26 protein-coding genes are annotated in these 23956 nt (G+C 71.1%); 13 read left to right on the plus strand and 13 right to left on the minus strand.

All coding sequences use genetic code 11. The annotated features are described in order from the left end of the window. Nucleotides 1–7 precede the first annotated feature (7 nt). From AB0C38_RS25160 to AB0C38_RS25170, 3 genes are all read right to left on the minus strand, one after another. The gene (locus AB0C38_RS25160) at nucleotides 8–334 is read right to left on the minus strand and encodes a peptidase inhibitor family I36 protein (protein WP_360677505.1); all 327 of its coding nucleotides are present in this window, start codon (nucleotides 332–334) and stop codon (nucleotides 8–10) included. A gap of 130 nt (nucleotides 335–464) precedes the next feature. Continuing rightward, nucleotides 465–707: a helix-turn-helix domain-containing protein gene (locus AB0C38_RS25165; protein WP_360677507.1), complete on the minus strand. Its 243-nt coding sequence runs from the start codon at nucleotides 705–707 to the stop codon at nucleotides 465–467. Further along, the gene (locus AB0C38_RS25170; protein WP_360677509.1) at nucleotides 659–1609 is read right to left on the minus strand and encodes a PucR family transcriptional regulator; all 951 of its coding nucleotides are present in this window, start codon (nucleotides 1607–1609) and stop codon (nucleotides 659–661) included. The genes AB0C38_RS25165 and AB0C38_RS25170 overlap by 49 nt, the downstream gene beginning before the upstream one ends. A 166-nt stretch (nucleotides 1610–1775) precedes the next feature. Between AB0C38_RS25170 and AB0C38_RS25175 the strand changes: the two genes are divergently transcribed. Further along, nucleotides 1776–2057 (plus strand): class I SAM-dependent methyltransferase, encoded by a 282-nt coding sequence (locus AB0C38_RS25175; protein ID WP_360677511.1) that lies wholly within the window; start codon nucleotides 1776–1778, stop codon nucleotides 2055–2057. Nucleotides 2058–2185: 128 nt separating this feature from the next. After that, nucleotides 2186–2641 (plus strand): VOC family protein, encoded by a 456-nt coding sequence (locus AB0C38_RS25180; protein ID WP_360677513.1) that lies wholly within the window; start codon nucleotides 2186–2188, stop codon nucleotides 2639–2641. Here AB0C38_RS25180 and AB0C38_RS25185 read toward each other — a convergent pair. Next, the gene (locus AB0C38_RS25185; protein WP_360677515.1) at nucleotides 2638–3348 is read right to left on the minus strand and encodes a methyltransferase domain-containing protein; all 711 of its coding nucleotides are present in this window, start codon (nucleotides 3346–3348) and stop codon (nucleotides 2638–2640) included. The two genes, AB0C38_RS25180 and AB0C38_RS25185, sit on opposite strands and share 4 nt — an antisense overlap. A gap of 102 nt (nucleotides 3349–3450) precedes the next feature. On the opposite strand from AB0C38_RS25185, the gene AB0C38_RS25190 reads away from it, so the two are divergent. Genes AB0C38_RS25190 through AB0C38_RS25200 form a run of 3 tightly spaced genes read left to right on the plus strand, consistent with a single transcriptional unit; the run spans nucleotide 3451 to nucleotide 6008 of the window. Beyond that, nucleotides 3451–4440, plus strand: a complete 990-nt coding sequence (locus AB0C38_RS25190) for an ABC transporter substrate-binding protein (RefSeq protein WP_360677517.1) — start codon at nucleotides 3451–3453, stop codon at nucleotides 4438–4440. Nucleotides 4441–4470: 30 nt separating this feature from the next. Continuing rightward, a complete protein-coding gene (locus AB0C38_RS25195) occupies nucleotides 4471–5202 on the plus strand; it encodes an ABC transporter permease subunit (protein ID WP_360677520.1) in 732 nt (243 codons plus the stop codon). Next, entirely contained in the window at nucleotides 5199–6008 is an 810-nt protein-coding gene (locus AB0C38_RS25200; protein WP_360677522.1) for an ABC transporter permease, read from the plus strand. The genes AB0C38_RS25195 and AB0C38_RS25200 overlap by 4 nt, the downstream gene beginning before the upstream one ends. 3 nt (nucleotides 6009–6011) lie before the next feature. Here the strand turns inward: AB0C38_RS25200 and AB0C38_RS25205 are convergent, their stop codons facing one another. The 4 genes from AB0C38_RS25205 to AB0C38_RS25220 form a co-directional block, all read right to left on the minus strand. After that, complete coding sequence (locus AB0C38_RS25205; protein ID WP_360677524.1) at nucleotides 6012–7157, minus strand: 4-hydroxybenzoate 3-monooxygenase; 1146 nt, start codon at nucleotides 7155–7157, stop codon at nucleotides 6012–6014. Nucleotides 7158–7258: 101 nt separating this feature from the next. Next, nucleotides 7259–8035 (minus strand): helix-turn-helix transcriptional regulator, encoded by a 777-nt coding sequence (locus tag AB0C38_RS25210; RefSeq protein ID WP_360677526.1) that lies wholly within the window; start codon nucleotides 8033–8035, stop codon nucleotides 7259–7261. 36 nt (nucleotides 8036–8071) lie between these two features. Then, nucleotides 8072–8998: an SDR family NAD(P)-dependent oxidoreductase gene (locus tag AB0C38_RS25215; RefSeq protein WP_360677528.1), complete on the minus strand. Its 927-nt coding sequence runs from the start codon at nucleotides 8996–8998 to the stop codon at nucleotides 8072–8074. Then, nucleotides 8995–9636, minus strand: coding sequence for an NAD(P)H-binding protein (locus AB0C38_RS25220; protein WP_360677530.1), 642 nt, complete (start codon nucleotides 9634–9636; stop codon nucleotides 8995–8997). Before AB0C38_RS25220 ends, AB0C38_RS25215 begins: the two co-directional genes overlap by 4 nt. Before the next feature lie 57 nt (nucleotides 9637–9693). Between AB0C38_RS25220 and AB0C38_RS25225 the strand changes: the two genes are divergently transcribed. The 3 genes from AB0C38_RS25225 to AB0C38_RS25235 all read left to right on the plus strand — a co-directional run bounded on the left by AB0C38_RS25225 (nucleotide 9694) and on the right by AB0C38_RS25235 (nucleotide 11231). After that, the gene (locus AB0C38_RS25225; protein WP_360677532.1) at nucleotides 9694–10275 is read left to right on the plus strand and encodes a TetR/AcrR family transcriptional regulator; all 582 of its coding nucleotides are present in this window, start codon (nucleotides 9694–9696) and stop codon (nucleotides 10273–10275) included. 85 nt (nucleotides 10276–10360) lie between these two features. Further along, nucleotides 10361–10822, plus strand: a complete 462-nt coding sequence (locus tag AB0C38_RS25230) for a hypothetical protein (RefSeq protein WP_360677534.1) — start codon at nucleotides 10361–10363, stop codon at nucleotides 10820–10822. Between the two features lie 142 nt (nucleotides 10823–10964). Further along, nucleotides 10965–11231, plus strand: coding sequence for a hypothetical protein (locus AB0C38_RS25235; protein WP_360677536.1), 267 nt, complete (start codon nucleotides 10965–10967; stop codon nucleotides 11229–11231). 233 nt (nucleotides 11232–11464) lie between these two features. On the opposite strand, the gene AB0C38_RS25240 is transcribed toward AB0C38_RS25235, so the two are convergent. Both AB0C38_RS25240 and AB0C38_RS25245 read right to left on the minus strand, forming a co-directional pair. Then, nucleotides 11465–12610: a M48 family metalloprotease gene (locus AB0C38_RS25240; RefSeq protein WP_360677538.1), complete on the minus strand. Its 1146-nt coding sequence runs from the start codon at nucleotides 12608–12610 to the stop codon at nucleotides 11465–11467. A 149-nt stretch (nucleotides 12611–12759) separates the two neighbouring features. After that, nucleotides 12760–13692, minus strand: coding sequence for a MurR/RpiR family transcriptional regulator (locus AB0C38_RS25245; protein WP_360677540.1), 933 nt, complete (start codon nucleotides 13690–13692; stop codon nucleotides 12760–12762). A 72-nt stretch (nucleotides 13693–13764) separates the two neighbouring features. On the opposite strand from AB0C38_RS25245, the gene AB0C38_RS25250 reads away from it, so the two are divergent. Genes AB0C38_RS25250 through AB0C38_RS25265 form a run of 4 tightly spaced genes read left to right on the plus strand, consistent with a single transcriptional unit; the run spans nucleotide 13765 to nucleotide 17435 of the window. After that, nucleotides 13765–14661: a transporter substrate-binding domain-containing protein gene (locus AB0C38_RS25250; RefSeq protein ID WP_360677542.1), complete on the plus strand. Its 897-nt coding sequence runs from the start codon at nucleotides 13765–13767 to the stop codon at nucleotides 14659–14661. Between the two features lie 2 nt (nucleotides 14662–14663). Next, nucleotides 14664–15509, plus strand: coding sequence for an amino acid ABC transporter permease (locus AB0C38_RS25255; protein ID WP_360677544.1), 846 nt, complete (start codon nucleotides 14664–14666; stop codon nucleotides 15507–15509). Continuing rightward, nucleotides 15506–16270, plus strand: coding sequence for an amino acid ABC transporter ATP-binding protein (locus tag AB0C38_RS25260; protein WP_360677546.1), 765 nt, complete (start codon nucleotides 15506–15508; stop codon nucleotides 16268–16270). The genes AB0C38_RS25255 and AB0C38_RS25260 overlap by 4 nt, the downstream gene beginning before the upstream one ends. Nucleotides 16271–16286: 16 nt before the next feature. Further along, nucleotides 16287–17435 (plus strand): FAD-binding oxidoreductase, encoded by a 1149-nt coding sequence (locus tag AB0C38_RS25265; RefSeq protein WP_360677548.1) that lies wholly within the window; start codon nucleotides 16287–16289, stop codon nucleotides 17433–17435. Nucleotides 17436–17452: 17 nt separating this feature from the next. On the opposite strand, the gene AB0C38_RS25270 is transcribed toward AB0C38_RS25265, so the two are convergent. Together AB0C38_RS25270 and AB0C38_RS25275 are read right to left on the minus strand one after the other, a co-directional pair. Beyond that, nucleotides 17453–18238, minus strand: coding sequence for a MerR family transcriptional regulator (locus AB0C38_RS25270; protein WP_360677550.1), 786 nt, complete (start codon nucleotides 18236–18238; stop codon nucleotides 17453–17455). A gap of 14 nt (nucleotides 18239–18252) precedes the next feature. Beyond that, on the minus strand, nucleotides 18253–19053 hold the full coding sequence (locus tag AB0C38_RS25275) for an alpha/beta fold hydrolase (protein ID WP_360677552.1): 801 nt from the start codon (nucleotides 19051–19053) through the stop codon (nucleotides 18253–18255). 144 nt (nucleotides 19054–19197) lie between these two features. Between AB0C38_RS25275 and AB0C38_RS25280 the strand changes: the two genes are divergently transcribed. Next, entirely contained in the window at nucleotides 19198–20232 is a 1035-nt protein-coding gene (locus tag AB0C38_RS25280; RefSeq protein WP_360677554.1) for a helix-turn-helix domain-containing protein, read from the plus strand. Here the strand turns inward: AB0C38_RS25280 and AB0C38_RS25285 are convergent. Next, a complete protein-coding gene (locus AB0C38_RS25285; protein ID WP_360677556.1) occupies nucleotides 20219–23923 on the minus strand; it encodes a S8 family serine peptidase in 3705 nt (1234 codons plus the stop codon). The genes AB0C38_RS25280 and AB0C38_RS25285 overlap by 14 nt on opposite strands. Nucleotides 23924–23956 lie beyond the last annotated feature (33 nt).

Consider the following 23956-nt stretch of genomic DNA (forward strand, 5'->3'; position numbering starts at 1 on the left):
CGGTGGTTCAGCAGGGACCGATGGAGGAAGCCTGGTCGTTCGGGTTCTTCTCGACGTAGGCGAGAGCGGTGCCCGCGCTCATGACCGTGCTGTTGCGGCCGACGTAGTTCTCGTCCCAGTACCAGCAGTACACCTGTGCCGTGTTGTTGACCCACGAGCTCAACTGGTCGGACCAGGTTCCGTCGTTGTTGTTGTGCTTGGAGCTGCGGCATCCCGGACAGGCGAAGGCGCGGAGGTCCGCGTAGGCCGCACCGGCCGGGATGGCCAGCACGGTTCCCCCGAAGTCCTTGTGTTCGTACAGGCACACCGAATTCGCCGGACAGGACGCCAGCACGCTGGCCGGCAATGCGACCGGCCCGGCCGCGGCGATCCCCGTGAGCCTAACGATCGCCCCCGGAGAAATTCGTTGGCACAGAGCGCAAATCCGCGCGTCGCGCCGACCGGCCGGTTGACACGATGCGCAATCAGGCCCACGCGCCGGCCAGCAGGCGGGCGACCGCCGCGGTGAGGATGCGGATTCCCTTCGTCGACGCGGGATCGACCCCGGTGCTCTCTCGCACCCGCCGGAGGCGGTAGTCGAGGGTGCGGGGGTGGATGTGCAGCGCGACGGCGGAGCGGAGCCGGTTCATGTCGTTGCGGTAATAGACATCGAGCGTCGTCACGAGGTCCGGGCCGTTCGCCAGCCGCCGCGCGACGTCGCGAAGCACTGGTCCACCTCGGGCACCCGGCCGACGCCGATCTCGACGAAAACATCCTCGATTCCGGGCAACGCGCGCGGAATCCGCTGCACCGGCGCGACTTCGGCCACCTGGCGGGCCACGGCCACGGTCTCGGGCAGCCGGCCCGCCGGCCCGGTCGCGACACCGACGCGGCAGGATCCCGCCACCGCCTCGGCGATGTCGCGCACCACGAGCAGCGCGTCGTCCGCCGTCGTCTCCTGCGGAGCGCACGCCGGCAGCAGCGCCAGCAGCTCCTCGGGCCCTCGCCAAGCGATCGGCACGGCGTGCAGCTTGAATGCCGACTCGACGAGGTCGTCGGTGTCGTCGGCGCGGCCGGGCGGGCGGCCGGGGAAGACCATCACCACCACGAAGTAGTGGTCGTGCAGGCAGACACCGAGGTCCCGCGCGACGCCGGCCGCCGCGAGGTCGCCGGCCAGCAGCAGGTCGACGAGATCGCGCAACCGCTTTCCCACCGAGAGCCGGAGCCGCTGCGCGGCCAGGTACCCGTCGAGGTAGCGGCCACTGCCCCGGGCACCCTGCTCGCCGAACCAGGCGGTGAGGCGCAGCAGCTCCTCCAGGTCGTCCCCTTCGGCGACTTCGTTGATCTCGCGCAGCATCAAAGTGGCGTGCAAGGCGAGGACCTGTTGCGCCGCCCCGGTCGAGAGCCCTTCCTCGGCGCGTTTCCGGCCGATGTCCCCGATGAAGGAAAGGTCTTCCTCGGAAAGCCGGCGGCTTTCCCGGACCAGCTCGACCGTGTGGCGGCGAAACCACACCGCGTAGTCCAGCATCTCCGCCCGGGACCGCGGATCCCCGGCGCGGACCCGGTATTCCGGCAGCTCGCGTTCGTAGGCTTCCAGCTCGGCGCGCGCGTTGGCGTCGGCTCGTCTCATCAGTTGTTCCAGCAGGCCACCCATAGCGATCCGTCCTCCCAGTCACGCGCCTGACCTCGCGGAGCCCCGAACCGAGAGTAGTGCCGCACCGCCTGCCGGACCCGATCCTCGGCGACGAGTACGCCGAGCGGCCCGGGGCTTCCTCGCGGAGCACCCCGACGCAGCGGTGCTGCACCTGGGCTGCGGCCTCGACGCCCGGGTGTACCGGATCGACCCGCCCGCCACCGTCGGCTGGTACGACCTCGACTACCCCGGGATCATCGAGCTGCGGCAACGGTTCCTGCCGCCGCGGGAGCACCCGCGGCTCGGCTACGTCGACGAGACACCGATGAACGATTCACCGGTGCTGATGGCCAAGGCGCCCGTGAACGTCCGGCGCGTGTATCGCCTCCCGAACCTGTTGCCGGGCATGACCCGGTCGACCCGCATCGTGCGGTTCCGGTTCTGACGAACCGGCCGGCATGAATTCGAGGGGTGCCACGAGAAGCGGACTTTCCCTGACCGCTACTGCCGACATCGTAGGTCCTGTCGCCGGAAACCTCCGGCCGCGGAATCTCTCGAGAAAGACCGGACCACATGTCGCTCAACGCTGTCGCCCACCTCAACTTCACCGGCCAGGCCCGTGAAGCCCTCGAGTTCTACCGGTCGGTCTTCGGCGGCGAGGCCACCATCGTCACCTACGGCGACTTCGGAATGCCCGCCGAGCTGCCCGACGCCGGCAAGGTCGTGTTCGGCCAGGTCACCGCCGGCAACGGCTTCAGCGTCATGGCCTACGACGTCCCCGGCTCGGACGGCCCGGCCACCCCGGCCGCCCCCACCACCCGCCGTGAGAACGGCACCACGATCACCCGGGAGCCGTTCTTCCTCTCCGTCCGCGGGCAGACCGTCGACGAGGTCTCCCCGGTGTGGAAGGGCCTCGCCGAGGGCGCCACCGTCATCGAAGAGTTCGGCCCGGCCCCGTGGGCGCCCGCCTTCGGGATGCTGGCCGACCGCTTCGGCGTCACCTGGATCGTCGACGTCGCGGCGCGCTAATCCCGACCGGCCTGGCTGATCGTCATCATGGCGTCGCCGCCGCGCTGGAACTCGTAGTCCACGGGCCGGACGGTCGTGCGCAGCCCGGCGGCCGTCAGCTCGGCGCGCACCGGTGCCAGCTCCGGGTTTTCGGCCAGGCCCATCGGCACCAAGGGGAACACGCGGACCTCGCGGCCGACCCTCGCCAGCTCGCGCAGGCTCGCCACGTGGAACTCGCGGTCGAGCCGGTCGGCGTAGCTGAACAGCAGGTGCGAGCTCAGCACCAGGTCGAACTGCGCGTCCGCGAACGGCAGCGCGGGCAGCGAGGCCTGGACGTAGTTCTCCGGGCGCGCGGCCCGGTCGGCCGCGAACAGCTCCACCGACCGGGTCCGCGCCTGGAGGTAGTGGTCCGGGTCGCGGAAGTACGTCCACACGTACTCGTCCGGGTTGGCCTGGTGGTAGGCGTACCCGCGGCCCAGGCTCTCCAGCGCCGCCTCCCGCACCTGCTCGACCGGACGCTCGTACACCGGGTCGCACGCCAGCGCGTTCCCGCCGGCCGCGGTGACCTCCGCGGTCAGGCTCGCCGCGCCGCCGGGGCAGTCGAGGACGCGCCCGGCGAGGTCGGCGTCGGTGAGAGCGAACATCCTCCGGTACTCGTCGAGCGAGCGCGAGCTGACGAGGACCGCGCCGATTCTGTTCTCCGGGCGAAATTCGTCCGTTTTGGGCATTGCTGTCCCCTCCTCGGTCAGGTCGGTTATTTTCGCATTTTCGCCGAGTCGGGCGACAACAAACCGGTATTCTCCCCTCTCGGGATCGAGGGAGGGATTGTCATGCGCACATTCCAGCGGTGGATCACCGCCACGGTCACCGTTGTCGCCGTCACCGCGCTGGGCGGGTGCGGCCTGCTCGGCGGGTCGGACGACGACGCCGGCAGCAACGACAAGGTCGAGAAGGCCACCGTCAAGGTCGGCATCATCCCGCAGCTGCTCGACATCGCCGGCTTCGAGCGGGCCCGCAGCGCGGGCTACTTCGGCGCCGAGGGCCTGCAGGTCGAGCTGGTCACCATCAAGAGCGCCACCGAGGCGGTGCCCAAGCTCAAGACGGGCGAGCTGGACTTCGCCTTCGGCAACTGGTCGTCGTTCATCGCGGCCCAGGCGGAGGGGGCGGCCGACATCCGGACGGTCGCGGACGGCCTGCAGGCCAAGCCGGGGATGACCGCCCTGGTCGCGATGCCGCAGTCCCCGATCACCTCGCCGAAGGACCTGCCGGGCAAGTCGGTCGGCGTCAACGCGCTGGTCGGCAACGTGACGCTCACGAGCAAGGCGGTCATCAAGGCCGACGGGGCCGACCCCGCTCAGGTCCAGTTCAAGGTCATCCCGACCGCGAACGCGCTCAACGCGCTGCAGACCGGGCAGATCGACGTCATGTCGCTGCAGGAACCGAACCTGACCATGGCCAAGCAGAAGCTCGGCGTCAAGGTCGTGGCCGACCGGGCGATCGGGCCGGTCGCGGACTTCTCGATCAGTGGCTACGTCGCGCCGGCGAACTTCGTCAAGGACAACCCGAAGACGACCGCCGCCTTCGCCCGCGCCATGGCCAAGGGCCAGGGGGACCTCGCCGACCAGCAGACCGTCCGGAAGACCCTGCAGGACTACGCCAAGCTCGAGCCGGGCGTCGCGAACGCGGTCGGCGCCGGCGTCTTCCCGACCTCGGTCGACCAGGCCCGGCTGCAGAAGGTCGCCGACCTGATGCTGACCTACGGCGACCTCAAGCAGAAGTTCGACGTCGGGCCGATGATCTACCAGGCGCCGGCGTCGTAGGTGCGCCGGTTCCTCCGTCGCCTCGCCGGAGTGGCGGTGCTCCTCCTCGGCTGGGAGGGGTTCAGCCGCTCCGGCGTGATCGCGCGGGAGTACTTCCCGCCCCCGTCCGAGGTCGTCGTCGCGCTGGTCCGGATGCTGGGCGAGCGCGAGTTCCTGCTCGACCTGGTCGCGACGCTCCTCGCCTGGCTGATCGCGGTGGGCCTCGCCGTGCTGGTCGCCGTCCCGGCCGGCCTGCTGCTCGGCAGCATCCCGCCGGTGCGCACGGCGGTCGGCGCGGTGATCGAGTTCCTGCGGCCGATCCCGGCGATCATGTGGTTCCCGCTGTTCTCCGTCATCCTCATGGACGGGCCGGAAACCAAGATCATGCTCGCCGCCTACGCGGCGGCCTGGCCCATCCTGTTCAACATCGTCTACGCGCTCGGCGAAGTCGAGCGCGGGTACATCGAAACCGCGCGGTCCTTCGGGCTCGGCCGGCTGGCGATCCTCCTGCGGGTCAAGCTGCCCGACGTGGTGCCGTTCGCGATCACCAGCCTGCGCATCGCGGCGACGTTCGCGTTGCTGGTGGTGGTTTCGACGGAGCTGGTGTTCGGCGGTGACCGGGGCATCGGGATCTACCTCATCCGCTACGGCGAGGAGAGCGGCCGCTTGGACATCGTGCTGGCCGGCGCCGTGGTCGCCGGGGTCGTCGGGTACCTGAGCAACAGCGTGTTCTCGGCGCTGCAACGGAAGTTCGTCATGTGGGCGCCCGGGGAGCCGCGATGACCGGGCGGACCGAGGCACCGGCCCGGCTCGTGGCCGGGGCCGTCCAGCGGTGGGCGGTGTTCGCCGGGTGCCTGCTCGTGTGGCAGGCGCTGACCGCGTACTTCGACGACACGTACTTCCCGACCCCGGTCGAGATCGCCGGGAAGATGCACGAACTGTGGTTCTCCGGCCCGGCGAGCCACCTGTTCCTGACGACGGTGGCCATCGAGAACATCGTGCCGAGCCTGGGCCGGCTGCTGGCCGGCTGGCTCATCGGCGGCGCGACCGGCGTCACGCTCGGTCTCGTGCTGGGCCGGTCCCGCGCCGGACTCGACTACGCCGACGCCATCATCAACTTCGGCCGCGCGCTGCCGGCCCCCGCCCTGCTCCCGGTCTTCCTGGTGCTGTTCAAGATCGGCACCCCGGTCCAGCTGGCGACGATCGTGTTCGGCGTGATCTGGCCAGTGCTGCTGAACACCGTGCAGGGCGCGCAGTCGGTGGAGCCGGTCATGGTCGACACGGCGCGGGTGTACGGCACTTCACCGACGCGGCTGCTGGTCACCGTCGTCCTCCCGGCGTCGCTGCCCAAGATCTTCTCCGGCATGCGGATCGCGCTCGGCCTGTCCCTCGTGCTCATGGTGATCTCCGAGCTGGTGGGCGCCACGAACGGGATCGGCTACCAGTTCCAGCTCGCCAGCCAGAGCTTCGACCTGTCCGCGGTGTGGGCGTGGATCGCGCTGGTCGGCATCCTCGGCAACCTGTTGAACTGGCTGTTCCTGGTCGTGGAGAACCGCGCCCTGGGCCGGCACCGCGCGTCGGTGGGGTAGCCCTCAGCCGTCCGCCACCATGCTCTCCAGGTTCCTCCGGGCGATCCGCTTGCGGAACCCGCCCGCGTAGGAGGCGTCACCGGAGTCGTGCATCGTGTCGGTCATCCAGACCGCGGCGGCCTGCCGCTCCCAGGTGTGGCCGAGGCAGGTGTCGGAATAGCTGTCGAGCAGACCGGGATCGCCGTTCTCGACCTGGCGGACGACCGCACGGGCGAACACCTCGGCGTCGTGGAGCGCCAGGCTCATCCCCTCCGCGCTCATCGGGGAGATGAGGTGCGCGGCGTCCCCGAGGAGGAAGAGCCGGTCGTGCCGCATGGGGCTGAACACCACCCCGCGCAGCGGCACGACCTGCTTGCTCGTGATCGGCCCTTCCCGGGCCACGGGTGCGCCGAACCGGGTTCCCAGTTCGGTCCAGACGCGTTCGTCCGGCCAGTGCCCGACGGTGTCGGTCACCGGGCACTGCAGGTAGAACCGGCTCGCGTTCGGGCCCCGGGTGATCTGCGCGGCGAAGCCGCGGGAGTGCACGGCCAGCACCGCCGGGGGATCCGCCGGGACCTCGGCCATGACGGTCAGCCAGGCATACCCGAACTCGTGGGTGTCGCAGGTGAGGACGTCGGCGGGCACGGCCGTCCGGCTGACCCCGTGGTAGCCGTCGGCACCGGCGACGAAGTCGCAGCCGAGCACCCGCCTCTCCCCCGCGGCGTCGCGGTAGCTCACCTGCGGGCGTTCGGTGCCGATCCCCTGCAGTGCCACGTCTTCGGCTTCGAAGCGGAGGTCGCCGCCGTCGCGGAGGAACACCTCGATGAGGTTCCGGACGAGGATCTGCTGCGGACAGAAGGCGCCGTCGACGTCGTCTTCGGTCATCTTCCAGAAGTGCCGTTGCCCGTCGATCAGCAGCGGCATCCCCGCGTCGGAAGAATCGTGGCCGACACTCCCTTCCACGACTTCGCCCAGCCCCCACTCCCGCAGCACGAGCACCCCGCGGGGGTCGAGGGAGCCTGCTCGTTGCCGGTGTTCGACGTGCTCGCGCCGGTGTTTTTCCAGGATGACGCAAGCGATTCCGCTACGCAGCAGGAAGTTGCCGAGCGCGAGCCCGGCGACGCCGCCGCCGACGATGACCACGGTGGTGTCTTCGGCTGTCTGGTTCATGTGTTCCCGTACTCCTCGAAGGACTGTGCTCACCACAGTGGCTTCGGGGAGGGGGTGCCGACCACCGGTATCCGGTCAGCGGACACCGGAAACCCGCCAAGTCAGTCTTCTCCGCGGAGGCCGGCCTGGTAGCGGCCCGGAGTCTGGCCGACGACGGCGGTGAACGCCTCGATGAAGGTCGAGGGGTTGGACCACCCGCACACGACCGCGGTGTCGGTGACCGACTGCCCGTCGGCGAGGTGGGCCAAGGCGTGGTGGATGCGCAGGATGGTGCGCCACCGGTGGAAGCTCATGCCGAGGTCGGCGTGGAAGAGCCGGCTGAGGGTGCGCTCGCTCGCCCCCGCGGCGCGGCCCAGCTCCGCCAGCGTCGCGGCCCGGCCGGGATCGGCGCGCAGCAGCTCGGTGACGACGCGCAGCCGGTCGTCGCGGGGCTCGGGCAGGTGCAGGGACTGATCGGGGGTCTCGCCGAGCTCGTCGAGCACCACCGCGCGCAGCCGCCGCTCGGCGTCCGGCCCACGCCCGTGCCCGCCGGTCAGGGCCAGGAGAGCTTCCCGCAGGAGCGGGCTGACGCCGAACACGCCGGGATACGCCCCGAGCGCGCCGCACTCCCCCGCCGGAACGGCGACGAGCCGGGCATCGGTCGGCCCGTAGAACCGGTGGGAGTGCGCGAACCCCGGCGGCGTCCAGGTCACCCGGCTGGCGGGCGCCACCCAGGTCCCCCGCGCGGTGGTGGTCGCCAAGACCCCGGCGGCCGCGTACACGAGCTGGCCGTCGGGGTGCGAGTGCGTGTCGAGGTGGTAGCCGTGCGGAAGCCAGCCCCCACCCCGAGGCGTCGTCTCCCCGGATTCAGCGGACGACAGCCGGCGGGTTTCCTGCATCGGGGACCAGATTACCGCCGATGCCGAGGGCGGCGATCAGGCCGGCGACGTCACCCAGTCCTCGCTGAGCCGCCAAGCCGCGGCGCGAGTAGCGGCGTCGTAGGAGATTTCCGGCGAGCGCGCCGGCGTTTCCCGCACGTAGTACTGACCGGTCGTCGCCGCGAGGTCGGCGTCGACCGCCAGGCGCAGCGCCGCCGAGGCGCCTTGCTCGGGAGTCAGCAGCCGCCGGTGGATCAGCGACCGGAACGGCGCGAGGACCTTGGGCGTGATGTCGTCGACGATGCCCGTGCTGACGATGCCGGGGTGCACCGCGTTGACGCTCACACCCTTCTCGCGCCACCGGTCGGCGAACGCGTACCCGCAGATCGTGGTCAGCAGCTTCGCCCGGGCGTACGCGGCGAACGGCGCGAACCCCGACTCCGGGTTGAGCTGCCGCACGTCGGTGACCTCCGAGAGGTCGAGGGAGACCGGGCGCGGCCGGCCGGGCAGGGGAACCGGGCGCACGTCGGACATCGTCGCCGAGACGACGTTGACCACGCGCGCGGGCGCTGCCGCGAACAGCTGCTCGCGAAGCAGGTAGGTGAGGCTGAACGCGGTGAGGTGGTTGACCGCCAGGTGCGCCTCGACCCCGTCGGGGGTCAGCCACCGGTGCCGGTAGTGCGCGCCGGCGTTGTTGATCAGCAGGTGCAAGGCGTCGTGGCGCTCCGCGAACTCGGCGGCGAGCCGGTGCAGATCGCGACGGACGGCGAGGTCGCCGGTGAGGACCTCCACCCGGTCGTCGCCGATCTCGGCCGCGACCTGCTGCCGCAGGACTTCGCCGCGCCGGGGGTCCCGGCTGGTGGTGACGACGTGCGCACCGGCCCGGGCCAGTTCCGCGGTGATGACCCGGCCCATTCCCCCGGTCCCGCCGGTGACGAGCGCGACCCGGCCACGCAGGTCCACCGGGACCGCTGCGGCGCTCACGCGAGGATCCGCGGGGTCTGGTGGAGGTACGCCGGTTCGACGGCCTCGCGCACGAGGAAGTCGGCGAGATCGGCGCGCGAGACGGCCGAAGTCAGCCGGACGACGGAATCGGAGCCGGTGCGGTAGCGGCCGGTCGGTGCCGTGTCCTTCAGCGCGGGCGGGCGGACGATGGTCCAGTCGCTGCCGGAGGCCCGGATCAGCGCCTCCATGGACTCCTTGTCCCGCATCTTGTGCCCGACGCTCGCCCACAGGAGCAGCGAATACCACGAGCGATCCCGGCTTTCGGCGGCGCCGTGGGCACTGACGGCCACGAGCCGCCGCACGCCGGTCCGGCTCATCGCGAGCAAGGCCGCGCGGACCCCGACGGTGCACACCGTGACCGGTCCCCGCGCGGTGGTCCCCAGCGCGCTGATGACGGCGTCGTGACCGGCGATGGCGGCGGCGAGCCGGTCGGCTTCGGTGAAGTCGGGGATCAGGACGACGGTCAAGCCGGGGGCCGGCGGCAGCGCGCCTTCCCGGCGCACGACGGCGGTCACCTCGTGCCCGGCTCGCAAGGCCACGTCGACGGCGGCCCGGCCGGTTCCGCCGGTGGCGCCGAGGACGACCAGGCGGGAAAGTTTTGAGTCACTTTGTCTCACAGTTCGACTGTGCACCCTCGACTACTTCTGAGTCAAGCTGTCTCATAAGATGTCCGCATGGCCGACTCCCCGGACCCCCGCGTGACCCGCAGCCGCGAGGCGATCCTCGCCGCGGCCCGCGAACTCCTCCTGCAGGAGGGCCCGGCCGCCGTCACCCACCAGCACGTCGCCGCGCGCGCGGGAGTCGGGCGCGCGACCGTGTACCGCCACTGGCCGCAGCCGGGCACGCTGCTCGGCGACGCGATGGCCGGGGTCCGGCTGCCGTTCTTCCGGGAGCCCGTCCCACCCGTGCGCACGTGGCTCAGGCAGCAGCTGCGGTCGCTCGCCGACGAACTGGACCTGCCCGATGTCCGGGCGGTGACCGCGGCGCTCGTCCAGGGGGTGGTGGACGCCGGGACCACCGACGGCCCGGAGCAGCCCGCCGAGGCCATCGGCCGCCGGCTCCGCGCCGCGCTGGCGTCGGCGCAGGAGTCGGGTGAGCTCCGGCTCGCCGTCGATGCCCGGGACGCGGCCGCGCTGGTCGTCGGACCGCTCTTCTACCGCTCGATGCTGGAACTCGGCCCGGTCTCCGAGGCGATGATCGACCGACTGGTGGACACGCTGGGCACCTGGACCGGTTCCGCTCATACCCCGGTATGAGAACGCCCGCGTTCCCCTCATGCCCCAGGCCGAAATCCGCTCGCTCACCCGGTGCCACCACCGCGGCACGGCTTACCGTCGCGGCATGGAAACGCGAACGGTACACGGAAATCCTCCCGGAACGCTGGTGGCGGCGTTCTTCGGCTACCTCGTCTCCACCCTCTCGGCCCTCGTGGGCGCCGGACTCCTGCTCGGTTACCGCGACGAACTGGCCGAAGCGTTGCGCACAGCCGGAAACACCAGCGGGACGCGCCTCACCGAAGACCAGATCCAGCATTCGGCGACGATCGCGCAGGCCTTCGGCATCGCGGTCTTGGTGGTGCTCGCGCTGCTGTACCTGTTCCTGAGCTTCAAATTGAAGGCCGGCCGGAACTGGGCGAGGATCGTGCTCACGATCGTCACGCTGCTGCAGGTGGCTTCTCTCCTGGCGACGTCGGGAACCGCCGTCAACTACGTGAGCACGGCGATCTCGGTGCTCGCGCTGGTGCTGTCCTACCTGCCGCCGTCCAATGCCTACGTCACGCAGGTGAAGCACGGCGGCGCGTAGGTTGTGCCATGATGTCGCGCTGTGACTGTGGATTCGAACTCCGCCTGGGATGACGCCGGTTGCAGGGCAGCCCGATCGCCCACGCGGAGATGAACGCGCTGGCCCGCGTCTCCGCGAGCGCGGATCTGTCCACGACCACACTGTGGAGTTCGCACCACCCCTGCGTGACGTGGACAGCCGGTGGTCGATCGTCGCCAACCTGCTCTTCCTGGCCGGCATCCGCGCGTTCTCCGGTGCGGGTGCCCCGATGATCCGGCGAGCTCGCGACCGTGAGCCGGAGACGACCGACCTCCTTGACATGGTTGCGCTGGAACAGTTGCGGACCACGACCCTGCCGGACGCGCTGGGGCCGATCTGGCCGGACGTCACGAATGCGGCGCAGCGGCGGCGGCTCCGCGTTCGCGGTTGACGTGTCTGCTTCGACTCGATGTCGAAGCTGAAGGCACACCGGGCGGTCGCGGCCGACCAACCTGACCGGTGCCGCGTCGGCGTTCATCGACCGGTGCACCGATTTGACCAAATGCCTCGCGGCGAACTGGTCGGACCGGGCCAGCTCGTTCGTGCTCAGCTGAGCGGGCCCGGCCCGGAAAAGCGGGTCGTCTCCCCAGTTCCGGGGAGACGACCCGCTGACAGAAACGGAACTCAGCCGCGAGCGGCGGCCACCGCGGCGACGGCCGGCTGGTCGGTCGCCGGCGGCATCAGCTTCGGGTATTCCTTCTGGAACTTCTCGATCATCGTGGCGGACGGGACGATCCGGTTCGGGTTGCCCTGGCTCGTCGCCTGCTTCTCGCCCCAGGCGCCCGCGGCCTTGCGCTGGTCGGGGGTGCCGTGGCTGTGGAAGCAGTCACCGATGGACGCATCGAGGTAGGTGACCTCCTGCTGGGTGCGGGAGTTCCACGCGAAGCCCTTGGCGTGCGCGACGAAGTAGCCGCCATAGGCGTCGGGGCCCATTTCGGACGACTCGTTGCGCGGGTGGTTTTCGTGGGCGAAGTCGACCTGGTGGCCGTACTCGTGGCCGACCACGGACTCCACCGAGACGTCGTCGAACCCGAGGAGGTTCACCGTGTCGAGCAGGCCGTCGCCCAGCGCCACGCGCTTGCCGCCGAGGCTGCCGGCCGGGGCGGAGAACGCGTTCAGGGTGAGCAGCGGGTGGCGGCCGCCCTGCAGCGCCGGCACTTCGTAGAGCACCTTGGTGGCCAGCGCGGCGGCGTCCTTCACCTTCGCCGGCGCGAGGCCGAGGCTGAAGGTCTGCGCCATCTTCGCCTGGCTGCCGAGATCGGTGCCCTTCCAGGCGACGAGCTGGATGTTCCAGCTCTCGATGTCCCAGAAGCCGCGCAGCTTGTCGATGGTTTCGGTGGCGCGCGGGGTGTACTGGCCGTCGGTGCCGAAGACCTGCGGGGTCTTGTCGGACGCGACGCCCTGGACGTAGAGCTGGCTGAGCCCCGACAACGCGTCGAACGCCTGGTTCTCGAGCGGGGTGAGCTGGGCCGCGAGCTGGTTCGCGTACGTCAGCAGCGAACCCTCGGTGCAGCCCGGGATCGGGCCCTGCGCGGCCCGGCTCCGGGGCCCGATCTTCGGGATCGGCGACTCGATGAGCCGGTCGACGCCGCGCAGCGCGTCCGCGGGCAAGCCGTTGTAGAGGTCGGTGACGTCCTGGTACAGCTGCGCGACGTCCTGCTCCACGGTGGATGGTGCGGCCGCCGCGGGAACGGCCATGGCGAGCGCGAGTGCCGCCGCGGTGCCCGCTGCTGCGAGCGTTCTGCCGAAAAGTCCGGTCCGGTCGGGCAAGGTGGTTCCCCTCTTCTGTTCCGGTTCAAGATCACCAAGCACCGCCACATTAGGACGGTGCTTGGCGGCGAAACCGGCGCCGGACGGAGAACCCCGGAATGGCCCACGTCTTTCGGAGGGTTTCCGCGGGCGGACATCGGCCGAAAGTACTAGAAACCGTTTTCCCCGGAGTCGAACCCGTTGCCCGGCAAGGAGAACTTCGCCGCGATCGACGGCGTGAGCGGGACATCGAGACTTCCTTCGACGAGCTCCGTCCGCAGCCGGTTCGTGGCCTTCCAGCCGTCCAGCGCCCGGGCCGGGTCGGCGGCCGAAACCGCCAGGAGCAGCGCGTCCACCAGGAGCAGCTGGCACACCAGGCCGCTGGGCAGCGAGTTCTCCGTGGACGGCGTCACGAGGATCGTGTCCACCCGGTCCGCGAAGTGACTGGCCAGCATCTCCGTGATCACGACGATCGGGCAGCCGATCCGGAGGGCTTCGCTGATCGCCACGTCGTGTTCGCGCACGTGGCGCAGCGGTGCCACCAGCACCAGCGCGGAGTCCGGCCTCAGCTGGCCGAGCTCGTCGGCGAAGTTGTATCCGGTCAGGCCGGTCACCGCCGCGATCCGGCCGATGCGACGCAGGCCCAGCGCCAGCGAATCGGCCACCGGCAGCGCCGATCCGTAGCCGACGACGAGCGTGTTCGCCGCCCCGGCGAGGGTGGTGGCCGCCGCCTCGAACGTCTCCGGGGGCACCGATCGCGGGAGCGCCCGGACGAGCTCGGCCGCGTCCAGGCTGATCTTCGCCAGGAGCTCGCCACCGTCGTCGGAGCGGGTCAGGTGGTCGGCGAGGGTCTGCTCCGGGTCGCGGACCGGGTTGAGCATCGCCGCGGCCGCGCGGCGCAGTTCGCCGAGGCCGCCGAAGCCCAGCTGCTTGACCGTCCGGATGACCGTCGCGTCGCTGACCTCCGCGCGCCGGGCGATCTCCTGCGCCGAGAAGACCGACGCTTCGGCGGGGTGGCGGGCGAAGAAGTCGACCACCCGGAGGCCGCCGGCGCTCAGCTGGTCACGGACCTGCGCGATGCGTTTCGTGAGCGTGGGTTCCATCTAGTCCCCACTAGACATTCTCGATTTCATGAAGTACACACTACATCACCCTGATGGGCGGAGGTAAGTGACATGCCACGGACACCCCGGTTGCTCGCGGCGGCGCTGGTCCCGATCTTGACCTTGACCGGCTGCGGGCTCGGGTCGGCGGGTGCCGCCGACCCCGGGCTGGTGACCCGGCCCCACGGCCGGTGCGACCCGGCGATGACCGCGGCCCTGCCCGCGCCCGTCCGCCAGCGCGGCGCGTTCCAGGTCGCGATGGTGCCGGACACGCCGCCGATGGCCTACTACGCCGAGGACGACGCGACGATCGTCGGCTTCGACCGCGACCTGAGCCAGGCCATCGCCGACGTGTTCTGCGTCGGCACCGAACCGGTTCCCACCAACATCGACGCGGTCGTGCCCGGGCTCGCGGCCGGGCGCTACGACCTGGTGCTCGCCTCGCTCAGCCCGACCGACGAGCGCCGGAAGAAAGCCGACTTCGTCACCTACTACAACGGCGGGCAGGGCTTCCTCGCGAGCCACCGCACGAACTTCGCGGTGACCACCTACGCGGACCTGTGCGGCCGCACCGTCGGCGTCGTGGTCGGGTCGGTCCAGCAGGGACAGCTGGACCAGGCGGCCGGCACCTGCGCCGAGGCCGGGCGGCCCGCCTGGCGGCTCAGCCTGTTCCCCAACGGCAACGCGGCGGTGCTGGCCCTGCGCAGCAGCCGCATCGACGTCCTGTACTTCTCGATCTCGCTGACGCAGTACGTCGCGAGCCGGGCGCCGGACCTGTTCCGCCTGGCCGGGCGGTACAAGCGGGCCATCGTGGCGCTCGGGCTCAAGCGGGACTCGCCGCTGACCGATGCCGTCCACGAAGCCGTGCGCCGCCTGATGGCCGACGGCACCTACCGCACGATCCTGGACAAGTGGGGCCTCCAGGAGAACCACCTCGACACGACGGAGATCCTGAAAGGACGGTCCTGAGCATGGTTTCCCTCGACCGCGGCACGGAAACGCGGCTCCCGGCCCGCATCCTCGGCCGGAAGAAGTACGGCACGTGGATCGCCGGCGCGCTCGCCGCGGTGGTCGCCGCGCTGGTCCTCGCCTCCGCCTTCACGAACGAGAACTTCTCCTGGCCGGCGTTCGGGCACTACCTCTTCAGCCCGTCGCTCCTGCTCGGGCTGGGCCACACCGTCGAGCTGGCGGTGATCTCGATGGCGCTGTCGATCGTCCTCGGGGTCGCCCTGGCCATGATGCGCCAGTCGGCGAACAAGGTGCTGACGACGGCGGCGGGCGCGTACATCTGGGTCTTCCGCGCGACGCCGCTGCTCGTGCTGCTGCTGTTGCTCTACAACTTGGCCGCGCTGTACCCGAAGCTTTCGCTCGGGACCCTGGTCTCGGTGGACACGAACACCGTCATCACGGTGGCGGGAGCCGCGATCATCGGGCTCACCCTGCACGAGTCGGCGTACTGCGCGGAGATCTTCCGCGCCGGGCTGATCTCCGTGGGGCGTGGTCAGCGCGAAGCGGCCGAGGCGCTGGGGATGCCGGGAATGCTGGCCCTGCGCCGCATCGTGCTGCCGCAGGCCATGCGGGCGATCGTCCCGCCGTTGACCAACCAGTTCGTCAACGTGGTGAAGACGACGTCGATCGTCAGCGTCATCGCGATGCCGGAACTCCTCTACAGCGCCCAGATCATCTACGCGCGGACCTACGAGACGATCCCGCTGCTCCTGGTCGTGACGTTCTGGTACCTCGTCATCACCGCCCTGCTCACCGTCGCCCAGCGACGCATCGAACGGCACTTCAACCGCGGGGAGGCGGGCCTGTGACCACGTCGGCGATCGAGATCCGGAGCGTGCACAAGCAGTACGGCGCCCTGCACGTCCTGCACGAGGTCGACCTGGTCGTCCGGCCCGGCGAGGTCGTCTGCCTGATCGGACCTTCGGGGTCCGGGAAGAGCACGTTGCTGCGCTGCATCAACAACCTGGAGAAGATCCAGGCGGGCTCGATCCTCGTGGACGGCGGCCTGGTCGGCTACCGGTGGGCCGGCGACGACCTGCAGGAGGCGACGCCGCGCCAAGCCCGCCGCGCCCGCCGGGACATCGGGATGGTGTTCCAGCAGTTCAACCTGTTCTCCCACTTCACGGTGGTGCAGAACCTGATCGAGGCGCCGGTCCGCGTCCTCGGCGTGCCGCGGCGCGAGGCCGTCGAGCGCGCCGAAGAACTGCTGGCGAAGGTGGGGTTGTCCGACAAGCACGCGAGCTACCCGGCGCAGCTGTCGGGCGGACAGCAGCAGCGCGTCGCCATCGCCCGCGCCCTGTGCATGAAACCGAAGCTCATGCTGTTCGACGAGCCCACCAGCGCACTGGACCCCGAGCTGGTCGGCGAGGTCCTCGACGTCCTGCGCGACCTGGCCGAGGACGACCTGACCATGGTCATCGTCACGCACGAAATGGGGTTCGCCCGCCAGGTCGCGGACACGATCGTCTTCATGGACCAGGGCCGGATCGTCGAACGCGGACCGGCAAGCCAGGTCCTCGACGCCCCGCGCGAGGACCGCACCCGCCGTTTCCTCGAGCGGGTCAGCTGAAAGGGAGGAAACGCACGTGCGATCCGTCGAGTACGCCGTCATCGGAGGTGGTGTCGTGGGCACCGCCACCGCGTGGAACCTCGCCCGCCGCGGCGCGGAGGCCGTTCTGCTGGAAGCGGACGAGCTCGCGTCCGGCGCGTCGGGCGGCCCCGGTCGCCGGGGGGTCCGCGCCGGCGGCCGGGACCTGCGGGAACTGCCGCTGGTGCGGCGCGCGATGGAGCTCTGGCCGGAGCTGGACTCGGCGCTCGGGGCGCCGACGGGCTACCGGCGCAACGGCCTCCTCAGCGTCTACGACGTCGAGGTCGCCGGCGTTTCGGGCTGGCAGAGCCTGCCCGCCCGGGCGCAGGCGCAGCAGGCGGCCGGGATCCCGTGTTCGATCGTCGGCCGCGAAGAGCTGGACGACCGGCAGCCGGGCCTGGCCGGCGACATCCGGGTCGCGCTCTTCACCCCCGAAGACGGCACGGGCGACCACCCGGCGACGACGAGGGCGTTCGCCAAGGCCGCCGGCGAACTGGGCGCCCGCGTCCTCGAGCACACCGCGGTCACCGGGCTGGTCCCGCACCCCGACGGCTCGGTCACGCTGCGCCTGGCCGAGGGCGACGAACTGCGCGTCACCCGCGGGGTGGTCCTCGCGGCCAACCGCGCGGTGCCGCGGTTGCTCGCGGAGTCGTTCGGCCTGAGCCTGCCGGTGTGGGAGAAGGCCACGCAGGTCACGTTCGTCGCGCCGCCGAAAGGCTTTGCCCTCAACCACCAGGTCGGCCACACCCGGCGCTCGCTTTCGGTGAAGCTGACCGACGAGGGCCAGGTGATGCTCTCCGGCGGGCGGCCGGGCGGCTGGGACGCGGCGAGCGGCGTCGGCACCCCCGATCCGGAGGTCCTGCGGGCCAGCCTGGCCGACGTGGCGGCGACCATCCCGGCCCTGGGCGGCGCCGAGGTGCTCGCCGTCGACAACAGCCGCGCCGACACCAGCACCATCGACCTGATCCCGGTGATCGACACCGTGCCCGGCCGCCGCTCGGTGTTCGCCGCCACCGGGTGGAGCGGCCACGGGTTCGCGCCGGCCCCGGCGGTCGGCGAGGCGCTGGCGGACTGGGCCCTCGACGGAGAGCGCCCGGAAGCGCTGCGGCCCTTCACCTTCGACCGGCTGGGCGTGGGCCGGGTGTGATGCCCAGTGACGGCACCTCACGGTGAGCCCGGCCGGGGAAGCTGGACCCCGGCGGCCCGGAGCTTGGCCTCCACGAGTGCGGCGAGACGGGCCGCGGCCGTGCCCGGCCCTTCGCTGTGGTGGGCGATCAGCCGGTAGCGGGTCGCTGTCTCGGTGCGAGCCTGCAGGCCGGTCACGATCTTCAGCTGCGCGGGGTGGGCGAGGTAGTGGCCGGCCAGGTCGGCGGCCAGTTCGGCGACCCGGGGATCGTCCGGTTCCCAGCCCCCCACTTCGGCGGAGCGCTGCACCAAGGCGAGGAACCGAGGGTCCTTCAGGGCGCTTTCGACGTTGTCCAGGTAGTCGTCGAAGCCTTCCGGCACCAGGACTTTGGCCAGGACGAAGGACTCCTGGGCGGCGGTCACGTCGTCCGCGCTGAAGCCGAGGCCGGGCATGCCTTCCAGCAGCGCCACCGCACGCGCGGGGAGCAGGGCGTGGTCACCGCGGGCGAGCCGGCGCAACGTGTCCCGTTGCGCGGTCAGCTCGTCGATCCGGTCGGTGAGGTGCCGCTCGACGTCGGCGAGCGAGGCGGCGAACGACGCGGTGCCGGAGTCGGGCAAGCGACCGATTTCGGCCAGCGGCACCCCGGCGGCGGCCAGCGCCCGGACCCCCACCAGCCGGGACAGCGCGGCCGATCCGTACCGCCGGTAGCCCGAGCTGTCACGCTCGGGCTCCGCCACCAGGCCGAGCTTGTGGTAGTGGCGGACCGTCTTGACCGTGACCCCGGCGAACGCCGCCGCCTGCCCGATCGTGACTCCGATCATCATCGGCCCAGCCTGCCTCAGCGGGCTTCCCGGCCACCAGCCGCGGCGGCTTCCCGCACGGCCGCGGCGATGGCCCGGAAGTCCTTGCGCACGATCTGCGTGTGGTTGCTCGCCACCTTCGCGCTGACCCGGAAGTTCGGTTTCCGGCGCAGCAGCGGATCCAGGGAGGCCCGCATCCGCTCCATCTCCTCCCGGCCGCCCCCGAGGTTCGCCCCCGTGGCCAGGACGTAGCGCACCGGGCAGGTCAGGCCGTCCAGGACCGGCTCGATGGCCGCGCAGACCTCGTTGATCTCGATGCCCACCTCGGCGTGCTCGGCGGCGGTCATGGCGGCGGCCAGGCCCAGCGGACGGGCGAGCGGCAGGAAGAACCGCATCTTGTGGAACGCGAGCCGGATCCGTTCCCGGTTCTCCTCGCCGGTCAGTCCCCACGGGACGCCGCCGTCGACCGGGACGACCCCCGAGACGCGGTCCGGGTGCCGCTGGGCCCAGTGCACGGCGAGGGCCGCGCCGTAGGACCAGCCGACCAGCAGCGGCCGGTCCACGCCCGTCGCTTCGACGACCGCGTCGACGTCGCGAAGGCACGCCTCGAAGGAATAGTCCGCGGACCGTTTCGACGCGCCGCGGGCCCGCTCGTCGTAGGTGACGTGCCGCCAGCCGGGGCCGAGCTCGGTGATGACGCGGCGCCAAGACCGCCGGCTGGCGTAGGCGCCGTTGAGGTAGAGGACCGGACGGCCGGAGCCACCGGTGTCGGTCACCGCGAGGACTGTGTCGTCGACCGGCACCGTGCGGGCCCCGGATGTCGTGGCTGAACTGGTCATGCGGCCAGCGTCGACCCTGACCTCGGGTCAAGGTCAAGGCGGAGGCGGCCTGACCCGTTCACCCGTTTGCCCCCGCGTTGTACGTTGTGCTCAAGCCGTCAGCGCCGATGGGACACCCTTCGCCACGCGTGGCCAGGAGGCATTGTGCTGGAAGCGCTGGGCATGACCCCCGACGAAGAACGGGTCTACCGCGCGATCGTCGGCGGGTACCGGACCGCTCCCGGCGAGATCGCGGGCAAGGCGGGCGTGAGCCGCGGCGACGTGGACCCGATCCTGGACGTCCTGCTGGCGAAGGGGCTCGTCAGCAGGATCGACGAACACTACGTGTCCGCACCGCCGGACGTCTCGCTCGGCCCGCTGCTGGTGCACGGCCAGGAGCAGCTGGAGGCCGCCCGGGCCGCGGTGACCCAGCTCGCCGAGGAGTACCGCGGCAGCGCGCGGCGGCGGGACTCCGCGCAGCTCGTCGAGGTCATCACCGGCGTGGACGCGATCCGCCGGCAGGCCCTCAGCATCCAGCGCGGGGCCCGCGAAGAGTCCCTGTGGTTCTGCCTGGAGGGCAACGTCGCGATGGCGGCGTCGGAGAACGTCGAGGAGGCGCTGGCGCAGGCCCGGGGCGTGACCTACCGCGTGATCTACGAGACCGGCCTGCTCGAAGAACCCGGCCGGATCGTCAACGTCCTCGAAGGCATCGAGGGCGGTGAGATCGCCCGCTCGATCTCGAAGCTGCCGGTGCGCCTGGCCATCTCCGACCGTTCGGTGGCGCTGTGCCCGCTGGTCAGCCACGACAGCACGGGCGAGCCCACCGCCGCGCTCGTCCGGGAAAGCAGCCTGCTGTCCGCGCTGGTCGCGTTGTTCGAGGTCTACTGGGAACGCGCGTCGCCGCTGCGGATCGGCGACACCGCGCCCACCAGTCATCTCGATCCGGACGAGCGACGGCTGTTGTCCCTGCTCATCGGCGGGGTCAGCGACAAGTCGATCGCGACGCAGCTCGACGTCAGCTACCGGACCGTCCAGCGGCGCCTGCAGGACCTGATGCGCCGGGTCAACGTCCGCACCCGGATGCAGCTGGCCTGGCAGGCGAGCCAGCTCGGCTGGCTGGACGAGCCGAGCCCCGGACGCCTCCTGCCGCGTGACGGCGGAAGGCACCCGGGGCCCTTGAGCGACGCTATTTCTGGCTGAGCCCGTACGCCCGGATCACCGTCTGGTCGACGGAGTTGCCCGCGTTGTCGGTGGCCTGCACCCGCACCGCGACGTACTTGTTCGTGGCGCCGAGCGACGGGTGGTCGATCGTGGCCTCGTAGGACTTCCCGGTGCGCTTGACGTCGACCGCGCGCCAGGTCTTGCCGTCGTCGTAGGACGCCCAGGCCTTCATCGACCGCACGTCCGGCGCGGCCATCCCGTCCTGGAACCGCGCGGTCAGGCCGATCTTCGCCTTGCGCCCGGCCGGGAGCCGGTTGCCGGCGTCGGCGTCCACCGCGTAGTCCAGCTGCAGCAACGGAAGCAGCGCCGGTGCCGCCGATCGGGCCGAGCGGAACGTCCACGACGTCTGCGTGCCGGTGCCGAACAGCCACTCCGGCGAATCGCGCCGCACCGCCAGGTCGAGCCGGTAGGTCGCCGGGTCCGCGCCGGCGGGGAAGGTGCCGAACGCGTACGGCTGCTCCGACACGAGTTTGCCGTCGCGGAACAGCTTCGCCGACGTGGTGGCCGGGGCGGCCTGGTCGTCGCCTTCGTTGAAGCCGTAGTGCCCGGCCTGGCTGTCGACGAACTCCGGGATTTGAATGTGCAGGTTGTCGCCCTCACGGGTCGAGTCCATGCCGGGCACGCCCCGCGGGATGGCGGGCCGCACGACCGGGGCGAACCAGTCCTCGGTCAGGTTTTCCGTGCCCGTGTAGGTGCGCGGTGCCGCGGTCATGCCGCCGTCGAGCGGCGACATCTCGTCCCAGACCAGGCCGTGCTTGACCCGGTGCTGCCACTGGACGTCCCCGGAGCTGACGTACTCCTCCCGGGTCGAGGGCGTCGTCACGTACCGCTGGTACTCGTTGACGGCGAAGTCCTGCCACGGCTTCCACGCGAACCGCTGTTCCTTGGCCTCACCGCCGCTGCCGGTCTGGCGGTAATGGGTGGTGACGGTCGCGGTGTTCGCCGCGGTGACCCGGTGGACGAGCTTCTCCGGGATCCGGTCGTGCTCGGTCTGCACCACGTCGTAGAGGTACGGGCTGACCGCGATCCCCTGCAGGGTCAGGAAAGTCGGGAAGCGCTTGATCTTGGCGAGGAGGGCCAGCCCTTCGTCGCGGTCGAGCTGGACGGTCGGGATCGCCAGGTTCGGCGCCGCGCTGACCGACGGCACCGAGGCGGTGCCCCAGCCGTCCGGCACGGTGATGAAGACCATCGCCGCCCCGGCCTCCGCGGCGGCGCGGGAGACCTCGTCGCGGTTGTAATCCGCCGGGTCCGGGTCGACGATCGCGGCCTTCCCGCGCACGTTCGCCTTCTTGAAGTCCGCCGGTTTGCCCGCCCCCGCGGAGACGGCTTGCAGCAGCCGCCAGCCGTCCAGTTTGGGCGAGCCGGCGAGGTAGCGGGTCGTGAGCGGATCACGGCCGCCCAGGACGTTCGCCGTCAACGGCGGCGCGATCCGCGACCAGCGCGAGCCGAACTCGAAGGCCCCGGTCGTCACCTTCGGCGTCGGGGTGACCCGGAGTTCGCGGGTGTAGTCGAACTGCATGGCGTAGTTCGCGATCTTGCGCGAGCCGAGCTCCCGGTAGGTGTAGTAGCTGAAGATCCCGGCCTGTTCCGACGGTTTCGGGGTCTCGATCTCCACCTTCACCGCCTTGCGGGCGTCCAGCACGATGGTCGTGTCGCCGGTGACCCGGATCTCCGGCTGGACGACCTGGTAGACGTAGTCACTGCTCTCGACGCCGTTGACCTGTGCGGTCAGGTAGTACACGCCCGCGCCGAGCTCGGTGGTCATGCTGCCCGCCATCGCGGTGTTCACGTCGAAGCGGTAGTCCTCGCCGTACATCAGCAGCCACGGCACGAGGGCCGGTTTGCCTTGCAGGTCGAGTGCGGTGAGCGTGACCTTGTGCTTCGGCGCGGTCTTGTCCGCGCCGAGCGCGGTGTGGACGACCACCCCGGCCGCGGTCGCGGTGAGCCGGCCGCTGTAGGTGCCCGCCGCCAGTTTCGCCGGGTCGCCGGTGATCGTGACGGTGGCCTGGCCACCGGCCGGGACGTCCACAGTGGATTTGTCGATCCGGATCCCGTCGGCGGCGGGGACGCCGGCGAGGGACTTGGCGTCGAGGGCGACCTTCAGCGAGACCGGCGTGGTGCCGGCGTTGGTGTAGGTGACCACTTTGGACACCGGTGCCCGGCCGTCCTCGACCGCGCCGAGGTTGAGCGTGCCCGTGGCGAAGACCTTCTGCTTCACCGCGCGCGCCACGTCGACGCGACCGCCGCCCTGCTCGAACACCGAGAGTCCGTTGGCGGTCAGCGAAGTGCTGGACAACGCGTCCTTCAGCCGGCTGCCCGTCCAGTCCGGGTGCTGCTGGGCGAGGATCGCCACCGCGCCGGCGACGTGTGGCGTCGCCATCGAGGTGCCGGAGGCGGCGGTGTAGTGGTCGTCGACGACGTCGCCCATGGCGGTTCCCGCGGCGCGCGCGGCGACGATGCCGACGCCGGGCGCGGTGATGTCGGGCTTGACGGCGTTGTCCCCCAACCGCGGGCCGCGGCTGGAGAACGACGCCAGGCTCTCGTCACGGCCGACCGCGCCGACGGTCAGCGCGGCTTCGGCGGTGCCCGGCGAGCCGATCGTGTACGCGCCCAGTTCGCCGTCGTTGCCGCCGGCCACCACGAAGAGCGTGCCGGTCTGCGCGCTGAGCGCTTCGAGACCGAGGCTGAGCTCGTCGGTGCCGTCGGTCGGGCCGCCGCCGAGGCTCATGTTGACCGCCTTGGCGCCGGAGTGCGCCGCCCACTCCATCCCGGCGAGGACCCAGGACTCGTAGCCGAAGCCGTCGTCGTCGAGCACCTTGCCGACGAGCAGTTTCGCGCCCGGCGCGGCGCCCTTGAGCCGGCCGCCCGACGCGGCGCCGGAGCCCGCGATCGTCGAGGCGACGTGCGTGCCGTGGCCGAAGTGGTCGGTGGTGTCGGGGCTGGTCGTGAAGTTGACCGCCTCCTGCACGCGACCGGCCAGGTCGGGATGCGTGGGGTCGTAACCGGTGTCGAGCACCGCGACCGTGGTGCCGGTGCCGTCGTAGCCCGCGGCCCACGCCTCGGGAGCACCGATCTGCGGGACGCTGCGGTCGAGGGAGGCGCGAACCTTGCGGTCCAAGGAGATCCGCTCGATCGCGTTGCCCGCCGACGAAGTCCAGAACGCGGTGGCGTTCGCCTTGCTGGCCCGCGCGGAACGGCCGTTGACGCTGGTCAGCGTCACGCCCAGTTCGGCCGCCGCCGGGGCGGCCTCGGCGGTGCGAAGGTCCGCGCCCTTGCGGTAGGTGAGGATCAGCGGGAGGGTCGCCGACTGCTCGTCGGCGTACCCTTCGGCGATCAGCTCGGTGACGTCGAACAGGGTCCGGTCCACCTGCTTCGAGCCCAGCCGCGGCGTGACGTCCTCGGGGAAGACGCTCAGGTGGCCGTCGATCTCCTGCTGGTGGAACCGGATCTTCTCCCGGCCCGGCGCGGGCTGGATGGTGGCGGCCTGCTTGCCGCCGGGCTGCCGTTCGACCTGGACGACGTCCCCGGTGAGCAGGGTGACCGAATGACGTTCGACGCCCGCGGGTGACGGCGCCGCTTCCGGGCCGGGGGCCGCGTCCGCGACTCCGGCGGTGCCCGCGGCCAGGGTGCCGGCGCAGGCCAGGACCAGAACACGTGATCTCCAGTGCATCGCACCAGGCTCGCGCCGCAGCCCTCATCCGTC

It is taken from the genome of Amycolatopsis sp. NPDC048633, assembly GCF_040650695.1.
Taxonomy (GTDB): domain Bacteria; phylum Actinomycetota; class Actinomycetes; order Mycobacteriales; family Pseudonocardiaceae; genus Amycolatopsis.